Source organism: Microcoleus sp. A003_D6 (assembly GCF_036702825.1).
Classification (GTDB): Bacteria; Cyanobacteriota; Cyanobacteriia; order Cyanobacteriales; family Microcoleaceae; genus Microcoleus.
Genome location: NZ_JAUBWA010000003.1, coordinates 38,216 through 59,823 on the forward strand (window position 1 = coordinate 38,216; position 21,608 = coordinate 59,823).

Annotated in this window: 22 protein-coding genes; 16 read left to right on the forward strand and 6 right to left on the reverse strand. The window is 45.6% G+C overall.

Features of this window, described 5'->3' with window-relative positions; all coding sequences use genetic code 11:
* Nucleotides 1-514: 514 nt before the first annotated feature.
* The 4 genes from QUB70_RS01735 (at nucleotide 515) to QUB70_RS01750 (ending at nucleotide 4,502) form a co-directional block, all read left to right on the forward strand.
* Nucleotides 515-3,067, forward strand: a complete 2,553-nt coding sequence (locus QUB70_RS01735; protein WP_332978016.1) for a PAS domain S-box protein — start codon at nucleotides 515-517, stop codon at nucleotides 3,065-3,067.
* 116 nt (nucleotides 3,068-3,183) lie between these two features.
* Nucleotides 3,184-3,576 carry a response regulator gene (locus QUB70_RS01740; protein ID WP_332978017.1) on the forward strand — a complete coding sequence of 131 codons (393 nt, stop codon included), beginning with the start codon at nucleotides 3,184-3,186 and terminating at the stop codon, nucleotides 3,574-3,576.
* 389 nt (nucleotides 3,577-3,965) lie between these two features.
* Complete coding sequence (locus QUB70_RS01745; RefSeq protein ID WP_332978018.1) at nucleotides 3,966-4,184, forward strand: hypothetical protein; 219 nt, start codon at nucleotides 3,966-3,968, stop codon at nucleotides 4,182-4,184.
* Nucleotides 4,185-4,289: 105 nt separating this feature from the next.
* Nucleotides 4,290-4,502 carry a hypothetical protein gene (locus tag QUB70_RS01750; RefSeq protein ID WP_332978019.1) on the forward strand — a complete coding sequence of 71 codons (213 nt, stop codon included), beginning with the start codon at nucleotides 4,290-4,292 and terminating at the stop codon, nucleotides 4,500-4,502.
* Nucleotides 4,503-4,695: 193 nt separating this feature from the next.
* On the opposite strand, the gene QUB70_RS01755 is transcribed toward QUB70_RS01750, so the two are convergent.
* From QUB70_RS01755 to QUB70_RS01765, 3 genes are all read right to left on the reverse strand, one after another.
* Nucleotides 4,696-4,839, reverse strand: coding sequence for a chlorophyll a/b-binding protein (locus QUB70_RS01755; RefSeq protein ID WP_106150802.1), 144 nt, complete (start codon nucleotides 4,837-4,839; stop codon nucleotides 4,696-4,698).
* A gap of 380 nt (nucleotides 4,840-5,219) precedes the next feature.
* A complete protein-coding gene (locus QUB70_RS01760) occupies nucleotides 5,220-5,474 on the reverse strand; it encodes a hypothetical protein (protein WP_332978020.1) in 255 nt (84 codons plus the stop codon).
* 74 nt (nucleotides 5,475-5,548) lie between these two features.
* Complete coding sequence (locus QUB70_RS01765) at nucleotides 5,549-5,908, reverse strand: hypothetical protein (RefSeq protein ID WP_332978021.1); 360 nt, start codon at nucleotides 5,906-5,908, stop codon at nucleotides 5,549-5,551.
* Between the two features lie 735 nt (nucleotides 5,909-6,643).
* Here QUB70_RS01765 and QUB70_RS01770 point away from each other — a divergent pair.
* The 3 genes from QUB70_RS01770 (at nucleotide 6,644) to QUB70_RS01780 (ending at nucleotide 8,655) form a co-directional block, all read left to right on the forward strand.
* Nucleotides 6,644-7,150: an NYN domain-containing protein gene (locus QUB70_RS01770; protein WP_332978022.1), complete on the forward strand. Its 507-nt coding sequence runs from the start codon at nucleotides 6,644-6,646 to the stop codon at nucleotides 7,148-7,150.
* 176 nt (nucleotides 7,151-7,326) lie between these two features.
* Nucleotides 7,327-8,007, forward strand: coding sequence for a ribonuclease III (rnc, locus tag QUB70_RS01775; protein WP_332978023.1), 681 nt, complete (start codon nucleotides 7,327-7,329; stop codon nucleotides 8,005-8,007).
* 219 nt (nucleotides 8,008-8,226) lie between these two features.
* Nucleotides 8,227-8,655 carry a DUF1824 family protein gene (locus QUB70_RS01780; RefSeq protein WP_332978024.1) on the forward strand — a complete coding sequence of 143 codons (429 nt, stop codon included), beginning with the start codon at nucleotides 8,227-8,229 and terminating at the stop codon, nucleotides 8,653-8,655.
* Nucleotides 8,656-8,807: 152 nt separating this feature from the next.
* Here QUB70_RS01780 and glgA read toward each other — a convergent pair whose 3' ends face one another.
* Nucleotides 8,808-10,235, reverse strand: a complete 1,428-nt coding sequence (gene glgA, locus QUB70_RS01785) for a glycogen synthase GlgA (protein ID WP_332978025.1) — start codon at nucleotides 10,233-10,235, stop codon at nucleotides 8,808-8,810.
* 561 nt (nucleotides 10,236-10,796) lie between these two features.
* Between glgA and QUB70_RS01790 the strand changes: the two genes are divergently transcribed.
* The 7 genes from QUB70_RS01790 (at nucleotide 10,797) to gmk (ending at nucleotide 18,289) form a co-directional block, all read left to right on the forward strand.
* Complete coding sequence (locus QUB70_RS01790) at nucleotides 10,797-11,009, forward strand: hypothetical protein (protein ID WP_332978026.1); 213 nt, start codon at nucleotides 10,797-10,799, stop codon at nucleotides 11,007-11,009.
* 416 nt (nucleotides 11,010-11,425) lie between these two features.
* Complete coding sequence (locus tag QUB70_RS01795; RefSeq protein ID WP_332978027.1) at nucleotides 11,426-11,902, forward strand: Panacea domain-containing protein; 477 nt, start codon at nucleotides 11,426-11,428, stop codon at nucleotides 11,900-11,902.
* Nucleotides 11,883-12,326, forward strand: a complete 444-nt coding sequence (locus QUB70_RS01800; RefSeq protein ID WP_332978028.1) for a hypothetical protein — start codon at nucleotides 11,883-11,885, stop codon at nucleotides 12,324-12,326. Before QUB70_RS01795 ends, QUB70_RS01800 begins: the two co-directional genes overlap by 20 nt.
* 811 nt (nucleotides 12,327-13,137) lie before the next feature.
* Nucleotides 13,138-13,968 (forward strand): hypothetical protein, encoded by an 831-nt coding sequence (locus QUB70_RS01805; RefSeq protein WP_332978029.1) that lies wholly within the window; start codon nucleotides 13,138-13,140, stop codon nucleotides 13,966-13,968.
* Between the two features lie 226 nt (nucleotides 13,969-14,194).
* A complete protein-coding gene (locus QUB70_RS01810) occupies nucleotides 14,195-16,297 on the forward strand; it encodes a M3 family metallopeptidase (RefSeq protein WP_332978030.1) in 2,103 nt (700 codons plus the stop codon).
* 1,092 nt (nucleotides 16,298-17,389) lie between these two features.
* Nucleotides 17,390-17,656: an extracellular matrix/biofilm regulator RemA gene (remA, locus tag QUB70_RS01815; protein WP_236503792.1), complete on the forward strand. Its 267-nt coding sequence runs from the start codon at nucleotides 17,390-17,392 to the stop codon at nucleotides 17,654-17,656.
* A gap of 78 nt (nucleotides 17,657-17,734) precedes the next feature.
* Complete coding sequence (gene gmk / locus QUB70_RS01820; RefSeq protein WP_332978031.1) at nucleotides 17,735-18,289, forward strand: guanylate kinase; 555 nt, start codon at nucleotides 17,735-17,737, stop codon at nucleotides 18,287-18,289.
* 110 nt (nucleotides 18,290-18,399) lie between these two features.
* Here gmk and QUB70_RS01825 read toward each other — a convergent pair whose 3' ends face one another.
* Nucleotides 18,400-19,191: a hypothetical protein gene (locus tag QUB70_RS01825; protein ID WP_332978032.1), complete on the reverse strand. Its 792-nt coding sequence runs from the start codon at nucleotides 19,189-19,191 to the stop codon at nucleotides 18,400-18,402.
* 217 nt (nucleotides 19,192-19,408) lie between these two features.
* On the opposite strand from QUB70_RS01825, the gene xseA reads away from it, so the two are divergent.
* Complete coding sequence (gene xseA / locus QUB70_RS01830) at nucleotides 19,409-20,578, forward strand: exodeoxyribonuclease VII large subunit (protein ID WP_332978033.1); 1,170 nt, start codon at nucleotides 19,409-19,411, stop codon at nucleotides 20,576-20,578.
* Nucleotides 20,575-20,802 (forward strand): exodeoxyribonuclease VII small subunit, encoded by a 228-nt coding sequence (xseB, locus tag QUB70_RS01835; RefSeq protein ID WP_332978034.1) that lies wholly within the window; start codon nucleotides 20,575-20,577, stop codon nucleotides 20,800-20,802. The genes xseA and xseB overlap by 4 nt, the downstream gene beginning before the upstream one ends.
* A 331-nt stretch (nucleotides 20,803-21,133) precedes the next feature.
* On the opposite strand, the gene QUB70_RS01840 is transcribed toward xseB, so the two are convergent.
* On the reverse strand, nucleotides 21,134-21,343 hold the full coding sequence (locus QUB70_RS01840; protein ID WP_332978035.1) for a CsbD family protein: 210 nt from the start codon (nucleotides 21,341-21,343) through the stop codon (nucleotides 21,134-21,136).
* Between the last annotated feature and the right edge of the window lie 265 nt (nucleotides 21,344-21,608).

Genomic DNA, 21,608 nt, shown 5'->3' on the forward strand with positions numbered 1-21,608 from the left:
ATCAGTCATCAGTCATCAGTCATTAGTCATCAGTCATTAGTCATCAGTCATTAGTCATCAGTCATTAGTCATTAGTCATCAGTCATCAGTCATCAGTCATTAGTCATTAGTCATTAGTCATCAGTCATTAGTCATCAGTCATTAGTCATCAGTCATTAGTCTGTAGGGGCGGGTTTCACGAGCAAAATAGAACGGCAAACCCAATTACATATAAACCCGCCCCCGCCAACTGAATTAGTCATCAGTCATCAGTCATCAGTCATCAGTCATTAGTCATTAATCAAAGGAACAAACACTTAAATAATTATCAATTTTTATTGAATTGGGGCTTCTACTCTGGCTGTCTAATGCCTTCATCATTTCGATCGCATCCGGTCGATCGAGCGCTATAAAATTTGTTTGTATTGAGGGCTTCATTCCTCAGAAAAAAGAGGACTTAACTCCTGACTCCCAAACATATAATGGTTAATTTACCGGACATTATATCATTAGTCATGGGGAAATTAACAAGCTAATGAGCCGCATTTTACTCTTGGTCGATCGCCACCAACAACCTAATTTGCCGATCGCCCACCTCAACACCGAGCATGAGGTGATCGTAGTCGATCGCGCTTTAGATCCCAACTCGGAATTTCCCTTTCCCCAAATCGCTTTTGACTTGTGCATTCTCGACGAGGCAAATTTCGATCGCATCGGGCCGCTGGTAGAATCATTAAAAGCTGCCGCCGAGCCGATATTTTTACCGTTTTTGCTTTTTAGTAAATCCCAAACGCCTGCTCTTTCTGAGTCGCCATTTTCGCAGCCGGCAAAACAACTCGATCGCAGAATAGACGATTTGATAGTAAGTCCCGCCGAACCCGCCCAATTGCACTTGCGGGTAGAGAATTTGTTGGCCCGCAGGGGGCTGTCGCTAGAACTCCACAGACTTCAGAAAGTAATTAAAGAAAGGACTTTTACAGAAAGTTTGTTAATCGACTCGCTGCAAACGGCAAACGAAAACCTGCAACGGGAAACCGCCAAGCGGGCGGAGGTAGAAGCTGTACCGCCAGAAAACTCCTATCTCGACTCGCTGATGAATGCCATGCCAGATATTGTCTGCTTCAAAGATGACGAGGGCAGGTGGCTGGAGGCAAATAAAGCGATATTGGAAGTGTTCGAGCTAGAAAAAATAGACTACCACGGCCTGACAGATTCTGAGCTAGGAGAACTCAGCAGTTTTTACCGCGAGGCGCTACAGGCGTGCGAGGTCAGCGATCGAGAAGCGTGGGAAAAAGGTACGCTTTCTAGGGGGGAAGAAGTGATTCCCCGATCGGACGGTACTGTGAAAATCTACGACGTGATTAAAGTACCCGTATTTCACCCCGACGGCAGACGCAAAAGTATCGTGATTTTGGGTCGCGACATCACGGAATACAAGCAAACTAGAGACGAACTCGTCCGCTTGGCGTCGATTGTCGAGTCTTCCGACGACGGCATCGTCAGCAAAACCCTCGCCGGGACGATTCAGAGCTGGAACGCAGGAGCCGAGAAGATTTACGGCTACTGCGCGGCAGAAATCAAGGGACTGTCGATCGAGATTTTAGCCATACCCGAACGCCCCAAGGAAATGCCCCAAATTCTGGAAAATATTAGGGCTGGAGCCAGCATCGACCATTACGAAACCGTGCACTTGCGGAAAGACGGCAAACAGATAGATGTGTCCCTGACGATTTCTCCGATTAAAGACGCCACAGGAGCGTTAACGGGCGTTTCCACAATCGCTCGCGATATCAGCGACAGCAAGCGAGTCGAAAAAGCCTTTGAACAACTCCGCCACCAAACAGAAATGATTTTGTTCTCGGCAGGAGAAGGAATTTGCGGGTTGAACAGACATGGAAAAGTAACTTTTGTCAATCCCGCGGCGGTGAGAATGGCAGGCTGCGAATCGAAGCAATTGATCGATCGACCACTCTATGAAAGTTTATACCGTTCACAGGAAGAATGCTCGATGGCGATCGAGCAAATTTTACCTGCAACAGACATCTATTCAGGCTCTGAACTTGCCCCAGACGGCGCGGCCTCGTCGGCGGGCAAACTGCGGCGGTTGGGGGTAAGTTCTCAAATTTTAGCCACCTTGGAAGACGGAGAGGCGCGGCGCGTCACCGATGAGGTTTTTTGGCGGCGAGACGGCAGCAGTTTTCCGGTTGAGTACGTTGTCGCTCCGATGCGAGAACAAGGCGAAATTATTGGAGCTGTGGTGACTTTTAAAGATATCACCGATCGGCTTGCCGTCGAGCGGATGAAAGATGAATTCATCTCTGTTGTCAGCCACGAACTGCGGACGCCCATGACCTCAATTCACGGCGCCCTCGGCCTCCTCAACAGCGGCCTCCTTGACGCTCAGCCGCACAAAGGCAAGCGGATGCTGGAGATTGCTGTCGCTAACACTGACCGCTTGGTGCGCTTGATCAACGACATCCTGGATTTAGAGCGGATGGAGTCGAGTTACAGCACTGCAATCAAACAAACTTGCAATGTCGCTGAACTGATGTTGCAGGCGGCTGACGAGATGCAGGGAATGGCTCAGCAGGCGGGAGTTACTCTCTCGGTGAGGCCTGTGGGGGCGCAATTGCGGGCTGTTCCCGATCGGCTAATTCAGACTTTGACAAATTTGCTCAGCAATGCTATAAAATTTTCGCCTTCGGGTGCTACGGTTTGGCTGAGCGGGGAGTTGACCCACAATCGGGATTTGGCAGAAAAGGCAGGGTACAAGTCTGTGTCGTCGTCTTTGTTGTCTCCTGAGTCTGCCACCGCCAATCCGCACTTACCGCCAGTGAGCTCGTCCATCCTGATTGCTGTTAAAGACCAAGGACGGGGCATTCCGGCAGATAAGCTGGAGATAATCTTTGAACGCTTTCAACAAGTTGATGCTTCAGATTCTCGCCAGAAGGGAGGTACTGGTTTGGGGCTGGCTATTTGTCGCAGTATCGTGCAGCAGCATGGGGGTCGGATTTGGGTGGAGAGCGTTTTGGGGGAGGGCAGCACTTTTTTCTTAAGTCTGCCGGTTCTTAGGGAGGGGCTTGTGTAGCTTCTGCCATAGAGTTTTGAAAATTTACTTTAAGTCGGATCTGGTAAAATAGTTGGCTTTACAAAATATTCACATTTGGGCTCTAGCCTGAGAATAAGTTTTCAGTGTTAAAAAAGATGTTAATTTTGACTACCAAGCGCATCTTGGTTATTGACGATGCGGAAGATATTCGGGAAGTGGCTCAAGTCAGTCTTGAGGTGGTGGGGGGCTGGGAAGTCCTGACGGCGTGTTCTGGCCGCGAGGGTGTGGCTAAGGCTGTTGCCGAACAGCCTGATGCTATTCTGTTGGACGTGATGATGCCTGACCAAGATGGGCCTACTACTTTTCTACAGTTACAAGCTAATAATGCTACGCAGCACATTCCGGTGATTTTATTGACGGCTAAGGCTCTGGCTGGGGACAGGCGGATGTTCGCGGATTTGGGGGTTGTGAGAGTGATTGCTAAGCCTTTTGAACCGATGTTTTTGGCGGCTCAGGTCGCTGAAGCTTTGGGCTGGGAGCAAGAATAGGTCGATCGCGCATTTATAGCAGAAGGAATCAGGAATCAGCAGTAACAGCAATGGTGGCAGCAATTAATACCAATTTTAAAAAAGAATGCAACAGTATTCTTGTTCCCCCCCTTAGCAAGGGGGGGCTAGGGGGGGTCGAAGAGTGTTGCACGATTTTAGATAAATGGTATAAGAATGTCCTAACAGTCGGGCGCGGTTGCTAAAATTATGCATAAAAAAAAACAAATTATTCCTGCTGGTTTCTCGGACAAATATAAGCTGGTAGGAGTATTTTACTTTTTGTGACAAGTTGCCGGTCTTCATAAGTTCTTCAGGTTTGAGTTTTAAGTTTAAGCACATGGTCAGGGATCGATCCTGACTGTTGGCAGATACATTGGGAGAAGACGACTATGCCCTCAGCTTACATTTTGCTACTAATAGTTTCTCTGGCAGCAGTCTGGGTTTACTGGCAAACCTCTCAAGATATTTTTGTTCTTGTGGTTTTGGTCGGACTGGGTTGTTTTATTTGGGGTTTCTCTTGGGCTCCTTGGAGCGTTCAGCTTCTGATTGTGGTGTTGCTGTTGGGCTACCAAAAGTGCTACTTGGGAGACGCTCAAAGTTTTGAGTGAAAAAAATTTTTTATTGTTGTGTCTGAAGTTAAGATCCGCCGGCATTTGTCAATCTCTGTAATGAATTCATTATCGCTCCATATCTTCAAGAAGGTTTAAAATATCATGAATAGTTGCCCTTGTTGCTCCTCTAAATTGCTCCGCCACGCTCGCCACAATCGCGTTTATTGGTTTTGCTCGCACTGCTGGCAGGAAATGCCGGATCTGTCGGAGATGATTTTAGGTAACGGCCAGCGGACTCACAAACGGGAAGGTTTGGTGAAGCTTCCGGCTTTGACTCCTAAATTAAGGATTTTTGATTCGGTAGGAATTGCTTAGTTGACAGGAGTTAGTCTCGCGATAAATATTGAGACGGAAAAGATTTTTGATTGTGCCATCGGTCGGATTTTTTGAGAGAAAATGCAAAAGTCCCCTCAATGTGATGAAGGGGACTTATTAGCGGGGGGCGATCGCACTTGTGATGGGGTCGATCGCCCGCCTGAATTTCAGTGATTGTATGCAGAAGAGCTGATTACATCAAACCGATTTGAGAGAGAATGCCTTGACCGGTGAGGTATTCGGTAGCTAAGCCGATAACGAAGCCCAGCATTGCCAAACGACCGTTCCAGGTTTCAGCGAACTCAGTGAAGCCCAACTTTGCGTCTTTGTTTTCCATGACCAGAAACCTCGTTTAATTTCAACCTTATGTAACTAAACTTAACACAGCAGTACAAAGTTTGCAACATATTTTTACATTTGGTTTTTAAATGCCGGAGATCAGCGGGATGGGCTTGGGGGGAGGGGCGATCGGGCGATCGCACTTGTAAGGCGAGAAACCGGGTTTCTTCCGATATTTTCCGTGACTCGTTGCCAAATCTCGTAGAAACCCGGTTTCTGAGGTCAGGGCGCGTGGGTCGAAGGATGTCAGAAAAATAATTTTTAGTTAATATAAAATAGCAAAAATCTAGTGACACTCTGCCTGGGGTGCCCCGGAACAGCAAACCCTAATTGTTTCGCACACAGCATAATTCCGGGGCATCATGCAATCTGAATCTATTAGATGCGAAGGTATTTCACAAAAATACTCATCACCTCACCACTTTTAGCAGTTGGTAGCAGGGGACTCCAGACACCAACCTCAGCGTACCCGCGCGCGTGGAGTACGTGAATTGTGCTCCTGACAGCTTGGGGAGAACCTATCAGCAGATGTTTGAGGGGTTCTTTCTCAGGATTTGCTGCGTCGGGAGTTAGCAGGGACGAGGGAAGTTGAATGGCGTCGCTGCTGGAATTGGATAAAAAACTCTGTGTCACAGTGATTAAAGGCTTTTCCTAGTTGAGTGCTACATCCAAAAAATACAACACCCAGCCCGCTTGACACCACAAATTCAGTGTAAATATTCCCCTATTTTTTTAGATTTATTTTTGATTCGCTCCAGTACCTCTTCTAGAAAATCTTCGTTTTTGCCAGCAACCTCGATCATCTCTCGCAGCGTGTCAGCGTATGACAAGGTACGCTTGTGGTGGTCTGGCATTTTTTCAAAACCCGGCCCCCACCGCTTGACGGCATCAATATTAACGCCTAAAACCTTTACCAGAAGCAGGTTGCAACGCGCTTTGTAGCCTCTGGCTTTTTCTTCTTCTTGTGTGGCGTGGAACCACCGACGGCAAAAATCACAAGCTTCCATTGACTCACTCAGCCAGCTAAACCATTTGTCGCGTCGCGACGTTCTGCAAGTTCGCAACATAGGGTAAAAATTACACTGTTTTAGGATTATGGTATCATCCCATTTGGTGTAAAATTTCCCCTAATAGACTATAGCTGACAATTGAGACTTACCCACAAGTAGCCAGAAACCGGGTTTTTTTGCGAAAATACTTCGCTGCATCCCGCAGATTCGATAAAAAACCCGGTTTCTTTTGTCGGATCGCATAAGTCCCGTTCATAAAATCAAGCTCAAAAAATAAATCAGATTACCGATTGACATTTTAGAATTAATGTGCCAGTATCAAAACAATACAGCTCAGATAGACACCCGCATTCAAAAGCAAAAAGTGTCGGTTAAGTCGTCTCAGCGGTAGGATATGCAAATTGCGAATAGGCGTCCTAAAGACCAGTTGATATAGACATTAAAGTTAATTTCGTTTCAACTGGAATCAATAGGTATCTCTAGGAACTATGTTTTTGTCTTGACACGGCAAGAGTTTCAGGTTTTTATTTGGAGAGTTGTAATAAGTCACTTGGCGCGACATTAACTTTAATGTCTATATCAACTGGTCTTTACGACGCCTATTCGCAATTTGCACATCCTATCGCTGAGACGCTAACCAAGCAAGTACACACTAAATTAATAGTGTGTTAGTCAAGAGTTTTGTTAAATGGAAAACCTCATTTTTGAGAGAAGCCACAGACAATTTTTCCTTGACTAGATGCGTAATTTATCTATGCTGTCCTGCAAACATTAGTTTTAGGACACATAAATATGACGGACAATCATTTAGTAATTGGCAAACAAATCAGCCAGCAACAGTCTTTAGTTTCAATTTATTGGGATTATCAGAACATCCCAGATGTAAAGCAAGCCAAAAACTTATTGCTTTTTGCGGCTTCATTAGGATATGTAGTTACCAGAAAGGTTTACGACAAGAATTGGCAGCAGAGAAATAAGATTTCTCAAAAAAGAACATTCGTTAATCTTGGATATGATTGTGTTCCTGTAGTCCAGAAAATCCATGATGCTGTTGACTTCTGTTTGTTTTATGACTGTTCTGATGAAGCAGCAATTAGTCTATATCCACACACATTTATTATTGTGTCTGGAGACGGCAATGGCGAAATCTTGATTCCTAAGCTGCAAAACAAGGGTAAAAAGGTGATAATCTTCGCTCGACCAGGTAATGAAAATAAAAATCTGGAAAGGCTCGCAAATGAATTCTACTTTCTGGATGAATTACCGAACTTGCTTGAAAGCTACAAAGTAGCAGCATAAATATTCCTGAAATTCACCCCCGCCGCAGATAGCAAAAATCCAGTTTATTTGATAAACTAGATTCTCCCAACCTACCGCTATCTGCGGCTCTTTCATGTCCGCATAACACCAAAATCCAAAAACAATAACCATTACCAACTCCCATGCAATTAACTAACCCAACAAAAGAAATACAAATGACCCTTCCCGAATTCAAAAATGAAAAACTGCTGCGCCAAGCGCTCACTCACCGTTCCTACGTCAACGAAAACCCCACATTCCGCGAAGAAGACAACGAACGCTTAGAATTTCTCGGCGATGCTTTGCTGACTTTTCTCAGCGGCGAATATCTATATCAGCGTCATCCAGAAATGGGAGAAGACCAACTGACTCGCCGGCGTTCTGCATTAGTAGATGAAAAACAATTAGCCAGATTTGCTACTGAAATCAATTTAGACTTAAAAATGCGGCTCGGAAAAGGAGCTTATCGAGAAGGGGGGATTACCAACCCAAATTTGCTCAGCAGCACTTTTGAAGCATTTATTGGCGCTTACTATCTGGACACGCAAGATATGGACAAAGTTCGCAACTTTGTGCGACAAATGTTTGATTCTGTTCCCGAAAATGTTGTGGAAACTCGATCGACTGTAGACTCGAAAAATCGCTTTCAGGAATGGGTACAATCCAACGGTGACACGACTCCGCCCAAATACGTGACTGTCCAAGCAGGAGGAACGCCTCACAAGCCGGAATTTCTCGCTAAAGTTTATGTCGGAGAGAAACTCTATGGAGAAGGTAAAGGCAAAAGCAAAAAAGATGCTGAGAAAAATGCGGCTGAAGATGCGCTAGCAAAGCTGAAAAAACGCGGACTGATCTAAACTTCAAAACATCGGTAAAAACTACTAGCTTTTTTGTGCTATACGGGTGTTGGCTAAGCCATTGAAGACGATCGCCCGAATTGATTGCCAGAACACACAATGGGCTATAATCAGAACTTGCGTAAGTGTTACCGCCGTCGATCGAGGGTTGCAATGGCAGAAATTCGTTGACGAGTGCCCGATTGTCGATCGTAATTTTGGGAAATATCAGAGCAATTCATGTCTACTCACAACCCGACTACCCTAACTGTTGAAGAAGCACAGCAAATCCTCAAAGATTTCACTTGTCTGGATATGCAATCTCTAGCATCGCCGCAGGAAAAACAGGCGCTGCGTCAAGCGATTTTGCTGGTAGCAAGTTTGTCGGATTATCAAATGTTGGGAGTGTGCGCTGCTTCGACGGATGAGGGGTTTTTAGCTTTAGAAGCTTATTTGAAAGCTTTGGGATATCAAGCTGTTTTAGATCCCAATGCTGTCTCGACCTTTGCTGGTTCGGTTTATATTAAGTTCAATACTTTGAAGGGTTCGTATTATGTTGACGGCTATCCCGGAACTTACCGGGGCGTTTTGGTGTCGTGCCAATCTTCCTCAGAAAGTGGAGTGAGTGGCACTTACGGTCATTTACCTCTCGATTTATTTATTGATTAATTTGTCAGTAGTCAGTAGTCAGTAGTCAGTAGTCAGTAGTCAGTCGATCAATTAAATTGAATCAAAAACTGCCTTACTAAGCTGTAGGGTGCGTCAGCCGATCGCCCCTCGATGCAGTTGAATCAAACACCGACTGACGCACCTTACTAAAATTAACCCTTGCCAACGCTCAATTCTGCCTCTTGTTCCGGTGCGGTTTCTTCGGGTGGCAGTCCCAAAATATCGCTGTACAAGTTGACGTATTTCCGGGCAGAAATATCCCAGCCAAAATCTTCTCTCATGCCGCGCTGTTGCAGTTCTTTCCACTTATCTTTGTAGCGGAAACTTTCCCAAGTTCGGATCATGCAGGTGAACAAGTCGAGGGGTTCGTAGCGATCGAAACAGTAACCTGTACCAGTGTTATTGATCGGATCGTTGTGGGAAACGGTATCGACTAAACCGCCGGTGCGGCGAACCATTGGCACGCACCCGTAGCGGAGGGCGAGCATTTGGCTGATGCCGCAGGGTTCAAAGCGACTCGGCATCAGGAAGGTGTCGCAGCCTGCGTAAACGCGACGGGAGAGGGCTTCGTTGTAGAGTAATTGGGTGGACATCCGACCGGGATAGCGGGCTGTCATTTGCCACAGTTGGGTTTCGTAGTAGCGATCGCCCGTTCCGAGTACAATAAATTGAGCGTCGGTATAGGCCATGAACAGATCGAGCATTTGAATTATTAAATCCAATCCCTTCTGTTCTACCAGCCGCGTTACCATGCCGATTAAAAAGGCACCTTTATTCACTTCCAAACCGACTTCTTCTTGCAGGGCAATTTTATTAGCTGGGCGCTTTTCAATAGTATCAACACTGAATTGTTGATGGAGGTACTTGTCAGTTTCTGGGTTGTAAGATTCTGTATCAATTCCGTTCAAAATGCCCGATACTTTGCCGCCGAGGAAAGATAGCAAACCTTCCAAAGTTTCCCCGTAAGCTGGGGTTTTGATTTGCTCGGCGTAAGTGGGTGAAACTGTATTTACTCGATCGGCAAACTGTACTGCGGCCGCCATTGTATTGTGACCTTGCATATACCAAGGACACCAAGTCATCTGCTCCAAACGCCAGCGCCACGGCCCTTGATAAGCTAAATTGTGAATAGTAAAAACCGTGCTGATATCAGGATCTTGGCTCATCCAAACAGGTATCATTCCCGTATGCCAGTCGTGACAGTGGATAATTTGGGGCTTCCAATGATTCCAGGCAAATTCAGCCGCAGCATTGGCAAAGAAAGTGAACCTCCAATCTTCATCTAAACCGCCGTAAACGCGGCGGGGCAAGAAAGATGGATGTTGCATTAAGTATAAAGGTACATCGGTTCCCGGCAAAACAGTTTCAAACACCGAGAAGCTTTGGAACATGGCAGCCCCATCCCAAACAGGTTTTTTGGGAACGTCCATTTTGTCGGGGACGAAACCGTAGTAGGGCATGAAGATGCGGACATCGTGTCCCATGCGCCGCAGAAATTTAGGCAAAGCGCCGACGACATCGCCCATACCGCCCACTTTGGCGAGGGGTGCTGCTTCGGCGGATACAAATAAAATGCGCATTATTTTTTTGTGTTCCTTAAGGTAGTTAGTCTAGATTAAGTTTAAATGGCGATCGACACAATGTTAACGCGGTGTGCAAAAACCATAGACCTCTTGCAAAAATAACTAGGACGGGCTCTCCGGCCCATCCCACAAGAAAAAAAAATTTGGAATGGGCGGGATACCCCGTCCGAAAATTGGTAGTAATAAATATGTAGTGAAATTTAATTACAGTAATTGAATACATAGGATATGTTTATATCTTACAAAATCAATTTTTGTGATTTTAATATTTATTTACGCGCTGAAATCTAGGTTGAGTATAACTTATGATATCACAAGTTATACTCTTGCTGGAATTCTTGATATCTGCCAACATTAGTTTAGTCATAAAATATGCTATCCTTACGACCAAATTGCCACGATTGCGGTTCAAATCACACAGTTGAAAATGGTAGAATTCAGGCGTTGCTTAATCAGGGCATGAAAAAAATAAGTTGAAAATCCCGAAGCTTTGTAGATACTGGTTTCTAGGATTTGCATATTTAGTCTTTCATACGGTAAATCAGCAACGCCGATGTTTTGCAGCAGCAGTACGATCGCACTTCCGAACTAGAAAAACAAGTCATGTCATTGTTAGCGACAGAAAACCAGCCAGTCAACGTCGCCAAATTGCTACAAAACGGACAAATATCATCGTCAGATTTGCTAAACGCATTGCAATCTCTATCGCGGCGCTGCTTGATAGAAAAAGAAGCAAGTCTTTACACTTTGTCACCTGTACTGAAGCAATAAGCTGTTCGACATTTAAACCGCTAACGAGGCCTGTAGGGTGCGTCAGCTAGAACACTTACTAAGCAAGGGAAACAAGATAGGGCTGACGCACCCTACAATACTATTTTAAATGCGTAACAGCTTATATCAAAGGGTTGTAACGGAGATGTTGCACCAATATCAATAAGGGCTTTTTCGTGGGTGGGGGCGGGTTTACGAGATTGTGGGTTTTAGGCAATTTTTGTTGGTGAACCCGCCCCTACAAATTTTTGACAGAGGGTAAGATTTCAGTTATACCCAATCCCGGCTTAAATACCTCCTTTATTTCTTAGTCTGCGGAGGCAGACTTTGTTTGACAAGAAGCGGTTTCAACCGCCCCATCATAAAGGGTGGTGACTGTGCTATCATTGAATACAAAACTTATTGAGTCGAGTTATATGACCACAATAACTACAGTCACAACAGCCTCAAAACTCGCTGATTACTACATCTGGTTTGCGAATGATGTAGGCTCCTATCTCAGCAACCACAAGCTACAAAAACTCTTGTACTACGCCCAAGCATGGTATTTAGCCTTTGAAGATACACCGCTTTTTGATGAAGATTTTGAAGCTTGGGTGCACGGGCCGACTATCCCGGCTTTATTTTATGAATACAAAGAACAATTTGACTGGAAGCCAATTCTCAAAGAAGTCGAAAAACCAGAGTTTCCCGAAGAAGTACAAGAGTTTTTAGACGAGTTAGCTGACGATTATTTCTTCCTGGACGCTTATGAGTTAGAATTGATGGTGCGACGCGAAGACCCTTGGATTAAAGCGAGAGGTGACTTGCCAAGAGATGAACCTTCTCATGCTATTATTACGAAGGAATTAATGCGAAAATTTTACAAAACCCGTGTCATCGAAGAAGCGTAAAAAAAGACAAGATACAGATATTCGTCGTCAGCCATCTTCAGCACCGAGAGAGGTTGTGAAAATAAAAATACCGGAAGGAATTAGTTTTTCTTTTAGGTATTATCAGGATGATCGAGATCAGTTTTCCATTGGCGGTAGAGATGCTAAGTATCTAGCATCTCTATTGAGAAGGCTGCGCGATTTGTCACAATTGAACGCTCAAGAAGTTATCAATAATCAGAGTAAAAGTCTGCGATGTCATGGTATAGTTTGGAAAAATACAACTGAGCCTAATGGCTTTGGGATTCCCAATGAAGCTGAGCTAGTAAATGTTCCCTACCAGTTTCAAATATCTGCTAATGAATACGGCAGGGTGCATGGCTTTTTTAGTGAAAATGTTTTTTATATTGTCTGGCTAGACCCCGACCACAATCTTTACAGTTGAAATTATAGCAGAAGGAAGAAGGAAGAAGGAAGAAGGAAGAAGGAGAATGCAATCCAAACAAATTATCTCGTGCTTAAAATTGGAGAATAATTGAAGAAGTTGGGAATCTCAAACAGTTTCGGGCTCACTCCCACTAAAGAAACCGGGTTTTTCATGGAATCTGTGGCTGCGACGAAATATTTTCGCAAAAAACCCGGTTTCTGGGCTCCCGTGCTAAGTCCTAATTTTAAGAAAATTTTGCATAGAGAGCTGATATAAAATTAAGGCTTAAAAAGCCTACTGCTAGTACGAGAATGATAAAGATTGCGATACTGAAAATAGACTTTAGCCGATCGCCAATTCCGGGTTTTTCTGAGTTCATCGGTCAATTTTTGCAGTAAATTTGAGAAGGTCAATTGAGAAAGAGTAAATTATACCAATGCGCGAACAAAAAGGCAACTCCCGACAAGCTCCAAACGACGATCGCCCTCAATAGGTCGCATTTTTTTAACTTTTAATCTAAAATCTAAAATCTAAAATAGTCTTAGGCATTGTTCGGTTAGCCCGGGCAGCTATTGTCGATCGCCCGAACCCGATCGCGCTAACTGCTGTAAAATAGAGGGCGCGTTGGGGCGAACCTTTTAACAGCCGGAATTAGGGGGCGCTCGCCGTCAGCTCTCAAATAGATAATAATCTGTCAGCCATCCTTAGCTTACTGACTAAGGTAAAAATAGAAGAGTTTCAGGAAATAATTTAAAACATATAACTGAAAAAAGGATAGAAATCGATGCTCCACCCAGTCTCGCAACCTTACCAACAACGAGAAAATACTATGACTCAAAGAGCCGTGCGGAAGCCAAAACCCTCTGTTGCCAACGACTTGAGACCAAGTTTTCCTCAAAGGCACTGGCTGGAAGTGGCAGAATACGCCTCTCTGGCGGCCTCTGGTTTGGGTTCCCTGGCGGTGGCTGTGTCGGGTCAAGCTTTTTACGGGGTGGCTCCCCTAACTTTGGCTTTGTCGCTGAATGTTGCTAACCGGTATCGGTTCGAGCAACAAGTGCGGGTGCATCAAAATTCGGAAATGGCCCAAGTCCAAAAGTCTGTAAATAAAGTCGAAAAAACGGCCGTGACGGTAATTGTTAAATTGCGCAAGCAGTTGTCAGCAGATATTGCAGCGCTGCGCCAGCAAATGGCTGCACTGCCTAGGGCTGAGGGCTTTGAAGAGTCGATCGATATTCAGCGGCAGTTGCTGAGTTTAGGAGATTCGGTAGCTTCTTTGCAAGAAATCGTGGCGTCTGCTGTGCTCGATGTCCGCCAGCAGGTGAGCGAACAACTGCAAGATTTTCGAGAAGGTCAACCGGCGAATCTCGAAGCTGTGGAACAGGCTATAGAGCAACTGCAAAGCGCGACGCAAGGCTTGGCAGAAACTTCTCTCACGCGAGACGACTGGGAAGCAGTAAATACTCGATTTTTGGAAATCCAGAAAGTCATGGCAAATCTGCAAAGCCAACTGCAAGCTCCCGCGCACCAATCGACTGCGGATTTGTCTCTAGTCCAAGCTCAAATCCACCGTTTGGAACACGAGCAGCAAGAAGTTGTCAAACCTCACCTCAAGCGCTTAATCTCGGTTGTCAAGGAGTTGCAGCACACACAAGACAGTTGACAGTTGGCAGTTGGCAGTTGGCAGTTGGCAGTTGATATTAGTAATTGGTGATTAGTAATTAGTCATCAGTCAGAAGGAAGATTTTCCCACTCTCCCCCTCTCCCACTCTCCCCCTCTCCCCCTCTCCCCCTCTCGGCTGGAGTCCAACTTTTTGGACAAATGTGTTACAAATTTAAAAGGTAATCTGTCTAATTCAACTGTTTTCAACCTGTTACAAGAAAATTAAATGACTGCAACCGTAACTACTGCTGATAACCCGTTACTAATCGGTCAAGGATTGCCGACCTTTGACGCGCTCGAACCACAACACGTAGTCCCCGCTGTTACCCAACTGCTGACCGAACTAGAAGCCTCGCTAGCTGACCTAGAATCGTCTGTAGAGCCGACTTGGAGCGGGTTAGTAGAACCGTTGCAGCGGCTCGGAGAGCGTTTAAATTGGAGCTGGAGCATTATCGGACATTTGATGGGGGTGAAAAATAGCCCGGAACTGCGATCGGCTCACGAAACAGTGCAGCCGGAAGTAGTAAAATTTTGGAGCAAGCTCAGTCAAAGCAAACCGCTTTATGAAGCTTTTAAAGCGCTGCGGGCTAGCCAAAATTGGGACAGCTTAGAGTCAGCTCAAAAGCGAATTGTCGAAGCCGCTCTCCGAGACGCCCAACTCTCCGGCGTCGGTTTAGAAGGCGAGCAAAAAGAGCGTTTTAATGCCATTCAATTAGAATTAGCCGAAATTACTACCCAATTTTCCAATCACGTCCTCGACGCTACCAAAGCATTCAGCATCACCCTCACAAACAAAGACGAAATTGACGGTTTGCCGCCGAGTTTGTTGAGTTTAGCAGCTCAAGCCGCTCGCAGCGCGGGCGAAGAAAATGCGGATGCCGAAAACGGCCCTTGGCGGATTACTTTAGACTTTCCGAGTTACGCCCCTTTCATGCAGCACAGCACCCGCCGCGAGTTGCGGGAAAAGTTGTACAAAGCTTTTATCAGCAGAGCTAGTAGCGGAGAATTGAATAACTGGCCTTTGACCGATCGCATTTTAGCTTTGCGCCAGGAAAAAGCTGCTTTGCTCGGGTTTAGCAGTTATGCCGAATTGAGCTTGGCGAGCAAAATGGCTCCCGACGTTGCAGCAGTGGAAGCTTTGTTAGAAGAATTGCGCTTAGCTAGTTACAGTGCAGCGGTCAAAGATTTAGAAGATTTGAAAGCTTTTGCTGCCGAAAAAGGCGCGCCGGAAGCTGGAGATTTGAAGCACTGGGATATCGGTTTTTGGTCGGAACGGCGCCGGGAAGAAAAGTTTGCTTTTAGTGCCGAAGAATTGCGCCCTTATTTTGCTTTGCCGCAGGTATTGGAGGGGTTATTTGGATTAGTAAAGCGGCTGTTCGGCGTGACAGTAACTGCGGCGGACGGTCAAACTCCTGTGTGGCACGAAGATGTGCGCTATTTCCAAATAGATGATGAAGCAGGAAATACGATCGCCAATTTCTATTTAGACCCCTACAGCCGCCCCGAGGAAAAGCGCGGCGGTGCTTGGATGAATGAGTGTGTAGTGCGCGCTAAATTTGTGGAAGCGGGAAAGACAACAACGCGGTTGCCGGTGGCTTATTTGGTGTGCAACCAAAGTCCTCCGGTTGACGACAAACCCAGTTTAATGACTTTCTTGGAAGTAGAAACTTTGTTTCACGAATTCGGTCACGGTTTGCAGCATATGCTGACAACGGTAGACTATCCTGGGGCTTCTGGCATCAATAATGTTGAGTGGGATGCAGTGGAATTGCCCAGTCAATTTATGGAGAATTGGTGTTATGACCGCGCGACTTTGTTCGGGATGGCTAAGCATTACCAAACTGGGGAAACTTTGCCGGAACACTATTACCAAAAACTGCTAGCAGCGCGCCACTACATGAGCGGTAGCGCCATGCTCAGGCAAGTACATCTTAGCAGTGTTGACATCGAATTGCACCACCGCTACCGATCGGGCGGCAGCGAAACTGTGGCCGATGTCCGCAACCGCATCGCTAAAACTACGACTGTTTTGCCTCCTCTGAAAGAAGACGCATTTTTGTGCGCTTTCGGGCACATTTTTGCGGGCGGCTATGCGGCAGGCTATTACAGTTATAAATGGGCGGAAGTGCTCAGCGCTGATGCTTTTGGGGCGTTTGAGGAGGCGGGTTTGGAAGATGAAAGTGCGATCGCATCTACAGGTAGGCGCTTCCGAGATACAGTCTTAGGATTGGGCGGCAGTTTGCACCCGATGGAAGTGTTTAAAACTTTCCGGGGACGCGAACCGAGCACTAAAGCTTTGTTGAGACACAGCGGTTTAGTTGCGGCTTAATTTAAGTGTGGAATAACTGGGGATTAATGCGGGTGAATTTATCTGCATTACTCCCGGTTTTTTCCTGAACAAGATTTACGCATATCCTGTATTTGTAGGGTGCGGCGTGCATGAATTATTACCGCTATCGAGCAGATTCCAGGTTCATGAAGCACATCCGCCTATCGTTCGATGCCCGTAGGGACACGGCGAAAGCCTTTGTCCCTACACTTCACAAACCTGGAATACGCTATAATTCATGCGTAAAACAACTTTTTGCGTAAGTATTATTGTTATAAAATTGATAATTGTAGCCTCACTTTTTTTAGTGGTATTAATAGGACTAAAATTTTCACTACAAACCCATTTTATTGTAGAACATCATGCAAGAAACATCTGTAGTTTGGCACATCATCCCAAATCTTTTTTAGGACTTACACAACGGTCACAAATAGGGGTTAAATTTTAGGTATGTGGTTGCGCTTTAGCGCTCTTACAAGAAACATCTGTAGTTTGGCACATCATCCCGAATCTTTTTTAGGACTTACGCAACTGTCACAAATAGGGGTTAATTTTTAGGTATGTAGTTGCGCTTTAGCGCTCTTAGCTTAGGAAAGAGCGCTGAAGCGCAACTACATACCTTTGTGCCACTTGGCCTTAGTCCTATTTTTGTGGAAAATCGGGGAGAAAGTGCGTTAGCGAAGCCCTCGAAGAGGATCGCCAGCAGCTTGTAGTTTAGGTTGAAGGCTCATCAAACTAGCATTTGCGAATATTTGCTGTCATTTATCACTGATTATACTTAACTTTCCCTACCCCGTAAATTAAGTTTATATTTTGCAACATTTACGGGCTTTTGTCTCGATACAGCTAATGCTTTTATTAGCAACTAAAAATCGAGGATTTTACCGAATCTTTAATATAGAGCGGCAACAGCGAGTTTTTTTTAAAGTTTTGATAAAGAGCGGGGTACTCCGCGTCAAAAAGACAAAAATTTTAGGTACAAACTAAAAAAGTTAGTTGAGATGAATTTTAGGATTGCCAGAAAAAATCTTTGTATATATGATAAAAAGTAAGGATTGATAGTTAGTCGTTCACCCATAGATTAAGATTTTCATGGATATTCAATTAATTAATATCGGTTTTGGTAACATTGTGTCTGCTAATCGAGTGATTGCTATTGTCAGTCCCGAATCAGCGCCAATTAAGCGGATTATTACTGATGCGCGGGAGCGGGGACAACTGGTTGACGCTACTTACGGCCGCCGCACGAGAGCGGTAATTATTACAGATTCGAGTCACGTCATCCTCTCGGCGATTCAGCCGGAAACCGTTGCTAATCGTTTTGTGGTGAGCAAAGACGGTCAAAGTCGGGATGATTGAGGTTTGTCAGTTGCAATTTGAGCGCTTACAGTTTAGAGTAAGCGAAAACTTGAATTGTTACACGTTTCTCTTCTAAAAATGAAATTCGGTAAATTAATTGTTCTGACGGGGCCTAGCGGTGTGGGGAAAGGCACCCTAGTACGATCGCTCCTCAATCGCCATCCCGAATTGTATCTTTCGGTATCGGTGACAACTCGTGAGCCCCGTGAGGGAGAAATTGAGGGAAAGCATTACTATTTTGTCAGCCGCAGCCGCTTTCAACAAATGGTTGAGGCTGGAGAATTGGCCGAATCGGCCGAGTTTGCCGGTAATTTTTACGGTACTCCTTATTTGGGTCTCAAACAAGGAATCGGTGAGGGAAAATCGGTAATCCTGGAACTTGAGCTGGAAGGGGCGAGACAAATTAGGAATAAGTTTCCAGAGGCGCTGCGAATTTTTATTTTACCTCCTTCTTGGGATGAGTTGGAACGGCGCTTGCGGAGTCGGGGTCAAGATTCCGAAAGTGCGATCGCCCGTCGGTTGCTGCGGGCTAAAGAGGAAATTGATGCTGCGGGAGAATTTGATTTTCAGGTTGTTAATGACGATTTGGAAGTTGCTTTGAAAAAGCTAGAATCAATACTTAATTTGCAGTAATTTTTAGGTGTGAATGAGTGAATTTTGAAGTTTTATTGATACTAATGCCCAACAGCACGACACGGAAGTCACGGATACACTGATAGTTGTTTTTTCTTCTCACTTCTGAATCACCATTGAGAATTCATCTGTGTATCCGTGTCAAAATCAGTGTGTTGCATTCCTTGTTCCTGCAATCTTACCCATTTCTCCGTCCTGGCTAAAATTTCGCTACTTTGTTTGATGGCAACACAAACTTTTAAATTCAATTCCAGAATATTCAGTGAAGGCGAATTTTTTCTCAAGGGTTCAATTTCGCGAGCAGAACAGCCCAGCATTTCCATATAAGCTAGCGTCCAGCCAATAGCTGCAATGTCCCCTACATTGCCTTCTCCGGCGCAAAGGTGACAGCTCGAGTCGCCCTCCGACCCACACTCAGGACAAACCCAATTGCCCAGGTGTGAATTGGGCTGATTTGTGCGGGATGCTGATGCAATTGTTAATGCTTTAATATGATTTTGAACTACTTGTTTAAAACCTCGGTTTGGGTTGCTGCGGTGGTCGAAATCACCGTGCGATCGCTCGATTGCTACTGCTTGCTGTTGTGGCGAAGCAACAGAGGCTGTTTGGTTCTGCCTGGTTACTCTAGATTCCCCTAGGTTCGCAGTTAGCTGAATACCATACTCCTTCGACTCCGCAGTCTGAGATTGGTTGAGTGCGCTGGAGGAATCGGGTTCGGAAGTTGTGAAGGATTGTTCTATGCCAACGGCAAAATCTTGCATTGAGAGGTGATGTTCGATCGCCAAAGACCAAGTTCTTTTATGTCGGAGGTCGCCATATTTTCTGGCTTCGGCCTCAGTAATGCCGATCGCCGCAGCCTCTTGGCGCAGCACATTCATCGAAGTCATTGTATCTGATATCATTAGTTTGTTTGCAGTTAGATCGGACGGCGGTTGAAACCGCTTCTACACAAACGAAGTCCGCCTCCGCGGACTGAAGAAAATAAGGTAATTTCAACCAATCGGTCTTTAACCCGCGGAGGCGGGTTTGGTTTGTATAGACGCGGTTTCAACCGCCCGGTCTTTTTATCCCAAGCGTCTTGAAATATAGTAACCTAGGTTTCTGGAATTAGAACTATCAATGACTTCAATTCTTCCCGATACAGCTTTATCTGTTGCCGGACTAACATCTTACCTGCAAGACTTGTTGGAGGGCGATCGCAACCTCCAATCAGTTTGGCTGACAGGCGAGGTGTCGAACGTTTCGCACCACCCCAGCGGCTGCTTTTTCACTCTGTGCGACACCGACAAAAGCGCTGCCATTCGCTGCGTGGTGTGGAATTCTCAGCGGCAAAAATTGGTGCAAATCCCGGAAAAAGGCGAACAGTTGCTGGTTTTGGGAAGCATCCGGGTTTACAAAAATCGCGGCGAGTACCAGTTGACAGTTGTGCAATCGCTGCCGGCTGGGGAAGGATTGCAGGCTTTGCGGTTGCAGCAATTGCGATCGCGCTTGAATGCTGAGGGTTTCTTCGATCCCGCCAGAAAGCGCCCGATTCCCGCACACCCGCAAATTGTGGCCGTGGTGACTTCCGATACTGGCGCTGCTTGGGGAGACATTCAGCGCACTCTAGCCCAAAGATATCCGGGTTTGCGGGTGTTGCTGTCGCCAACAGGAGTGCAGGGAGAATTGGCTGCTGCTGCGATTGCTAGGGCGATCGCCCGTGTAGAATTGGACGGTAGGGCGGATGTCATAATTTTAGGGCGGGGCGGCGGTTCTGCGGAAGATTTGGCTTGTTTTAACGACGAAAGAGTTGTCAGGGCGATCGCGAATTGTGCGATTCCAATTATTACAGGCATCGGGCACGAAAGAGACGAATCTCTCGCGGATTTAGTAGCAGATAAACGAGCCCACACTCCGACTGCGGCGGCCGCTCAAGCTGTACCAATTTTAGCAGATATTTACTTTGAACACAAGCAGCGAATGGTCAATTTAGCAAGTGCTGTGCGGGCAAGATTTCAGGCAGAAGAAGAGCATTTGCAACTGTTACAAAATCGATTAAAACGTTTGCCTGCGACCTCCCGAACTTTGCGGCAAGCAACTGGTAAACTGGAAGTATTGCAAGAAAAGTTATCCGCACTGAATCCGGCAGCGGTTTTGCAAAGGGGTTATGCGGCCGTAATCCAAAGTGACGGTACGATCGTCCGCACTACTGACGGTTTAGAATTGGGAGAGGAATTGACTGTGAGGTTGAGTCGGGGCCGGCTGAAAGTTAAGATTGTAGAAGTATTGGATGCGGAAGAAAAGTTATGATTGATTCGCAGTTGCGCCAGTCTGGCTGGAATTATGAGGAAACGGTCGATCGAATTGAAGCGATTATCGATCGGGTGGAATCGGGAGAGTTGCCTCTAGAGGAGGTTTTCGAGCAGTTTGGGGTGGCTGTGGAGTGTTTGCAGGAGTGCGAAAGCTTTGTGGCGCGGGGGAAGGAACAAATGGATTTGTCGATCGAGCTTTTAGTCGCAGAACCCGATTTTTAAGCGCAGATTTAGGGGGATAAATGTAGGTGCAATCTGTTGATTCGTTATTGAAGAATTTGTGTTCTCGTAGGGCGGGTTTTACAAACTATCTATGTTTAAAACTAAATATCTCGTAAACCCGCCCCTGCCGAGATATTGTGGTAGAGCGATCGAACTTGATAGAAGTCTTAATTGTAGGTTGCCTAGAGCGAAAGCGCAAACAAAAAAAGCGGTACATTTGTATTTGCCGTTGGGCGGGGGCGGGTTTTTGAGATAATTCATTTTTGCCCTAGATAGTTGACAAACCCGCCCCTACAATTCACGGTTTTATATCAAGTCTAAATTGCAGTTTCTACAATTTGTCGATCGACCTTTTGGCTTTATCTGCCAGATTTTTCACCGCATTTTTAGCATCTTCTGCTGCGTGGCGGGCGGCGGATTCGGCTTGTTTGGCTTTGCCTTCAGCCTGGTCTTTCTTGTTGCCCGTGATGTTCCCGAAAATTTCCTGAGCTTTGCCTTCTAAATTTTTGCCGATCGCCTTTGCTCTGTCTTCTGTACTCATGATAAGCTCCGTTTGGCAAGTTGCTTTAGTAATATTGTAAAATCAACTCGCCTGCAATTGCCTTTAACTTCATATTAATTTATATTCTGCTTGACCTCGGTCTTCTGCTGATGATTTACTTCCGGCAAACTCGTCACTCAAAAATCCAAGGATTTTTTTTTGACAACTGTATACATCCGCAAAATTAGTCATAAATTAGATATTGCACCATTCTCAATGAGGCTTTTAGGAACAGGCAAGATGCCTGTTCCACAAGAAGAAAATT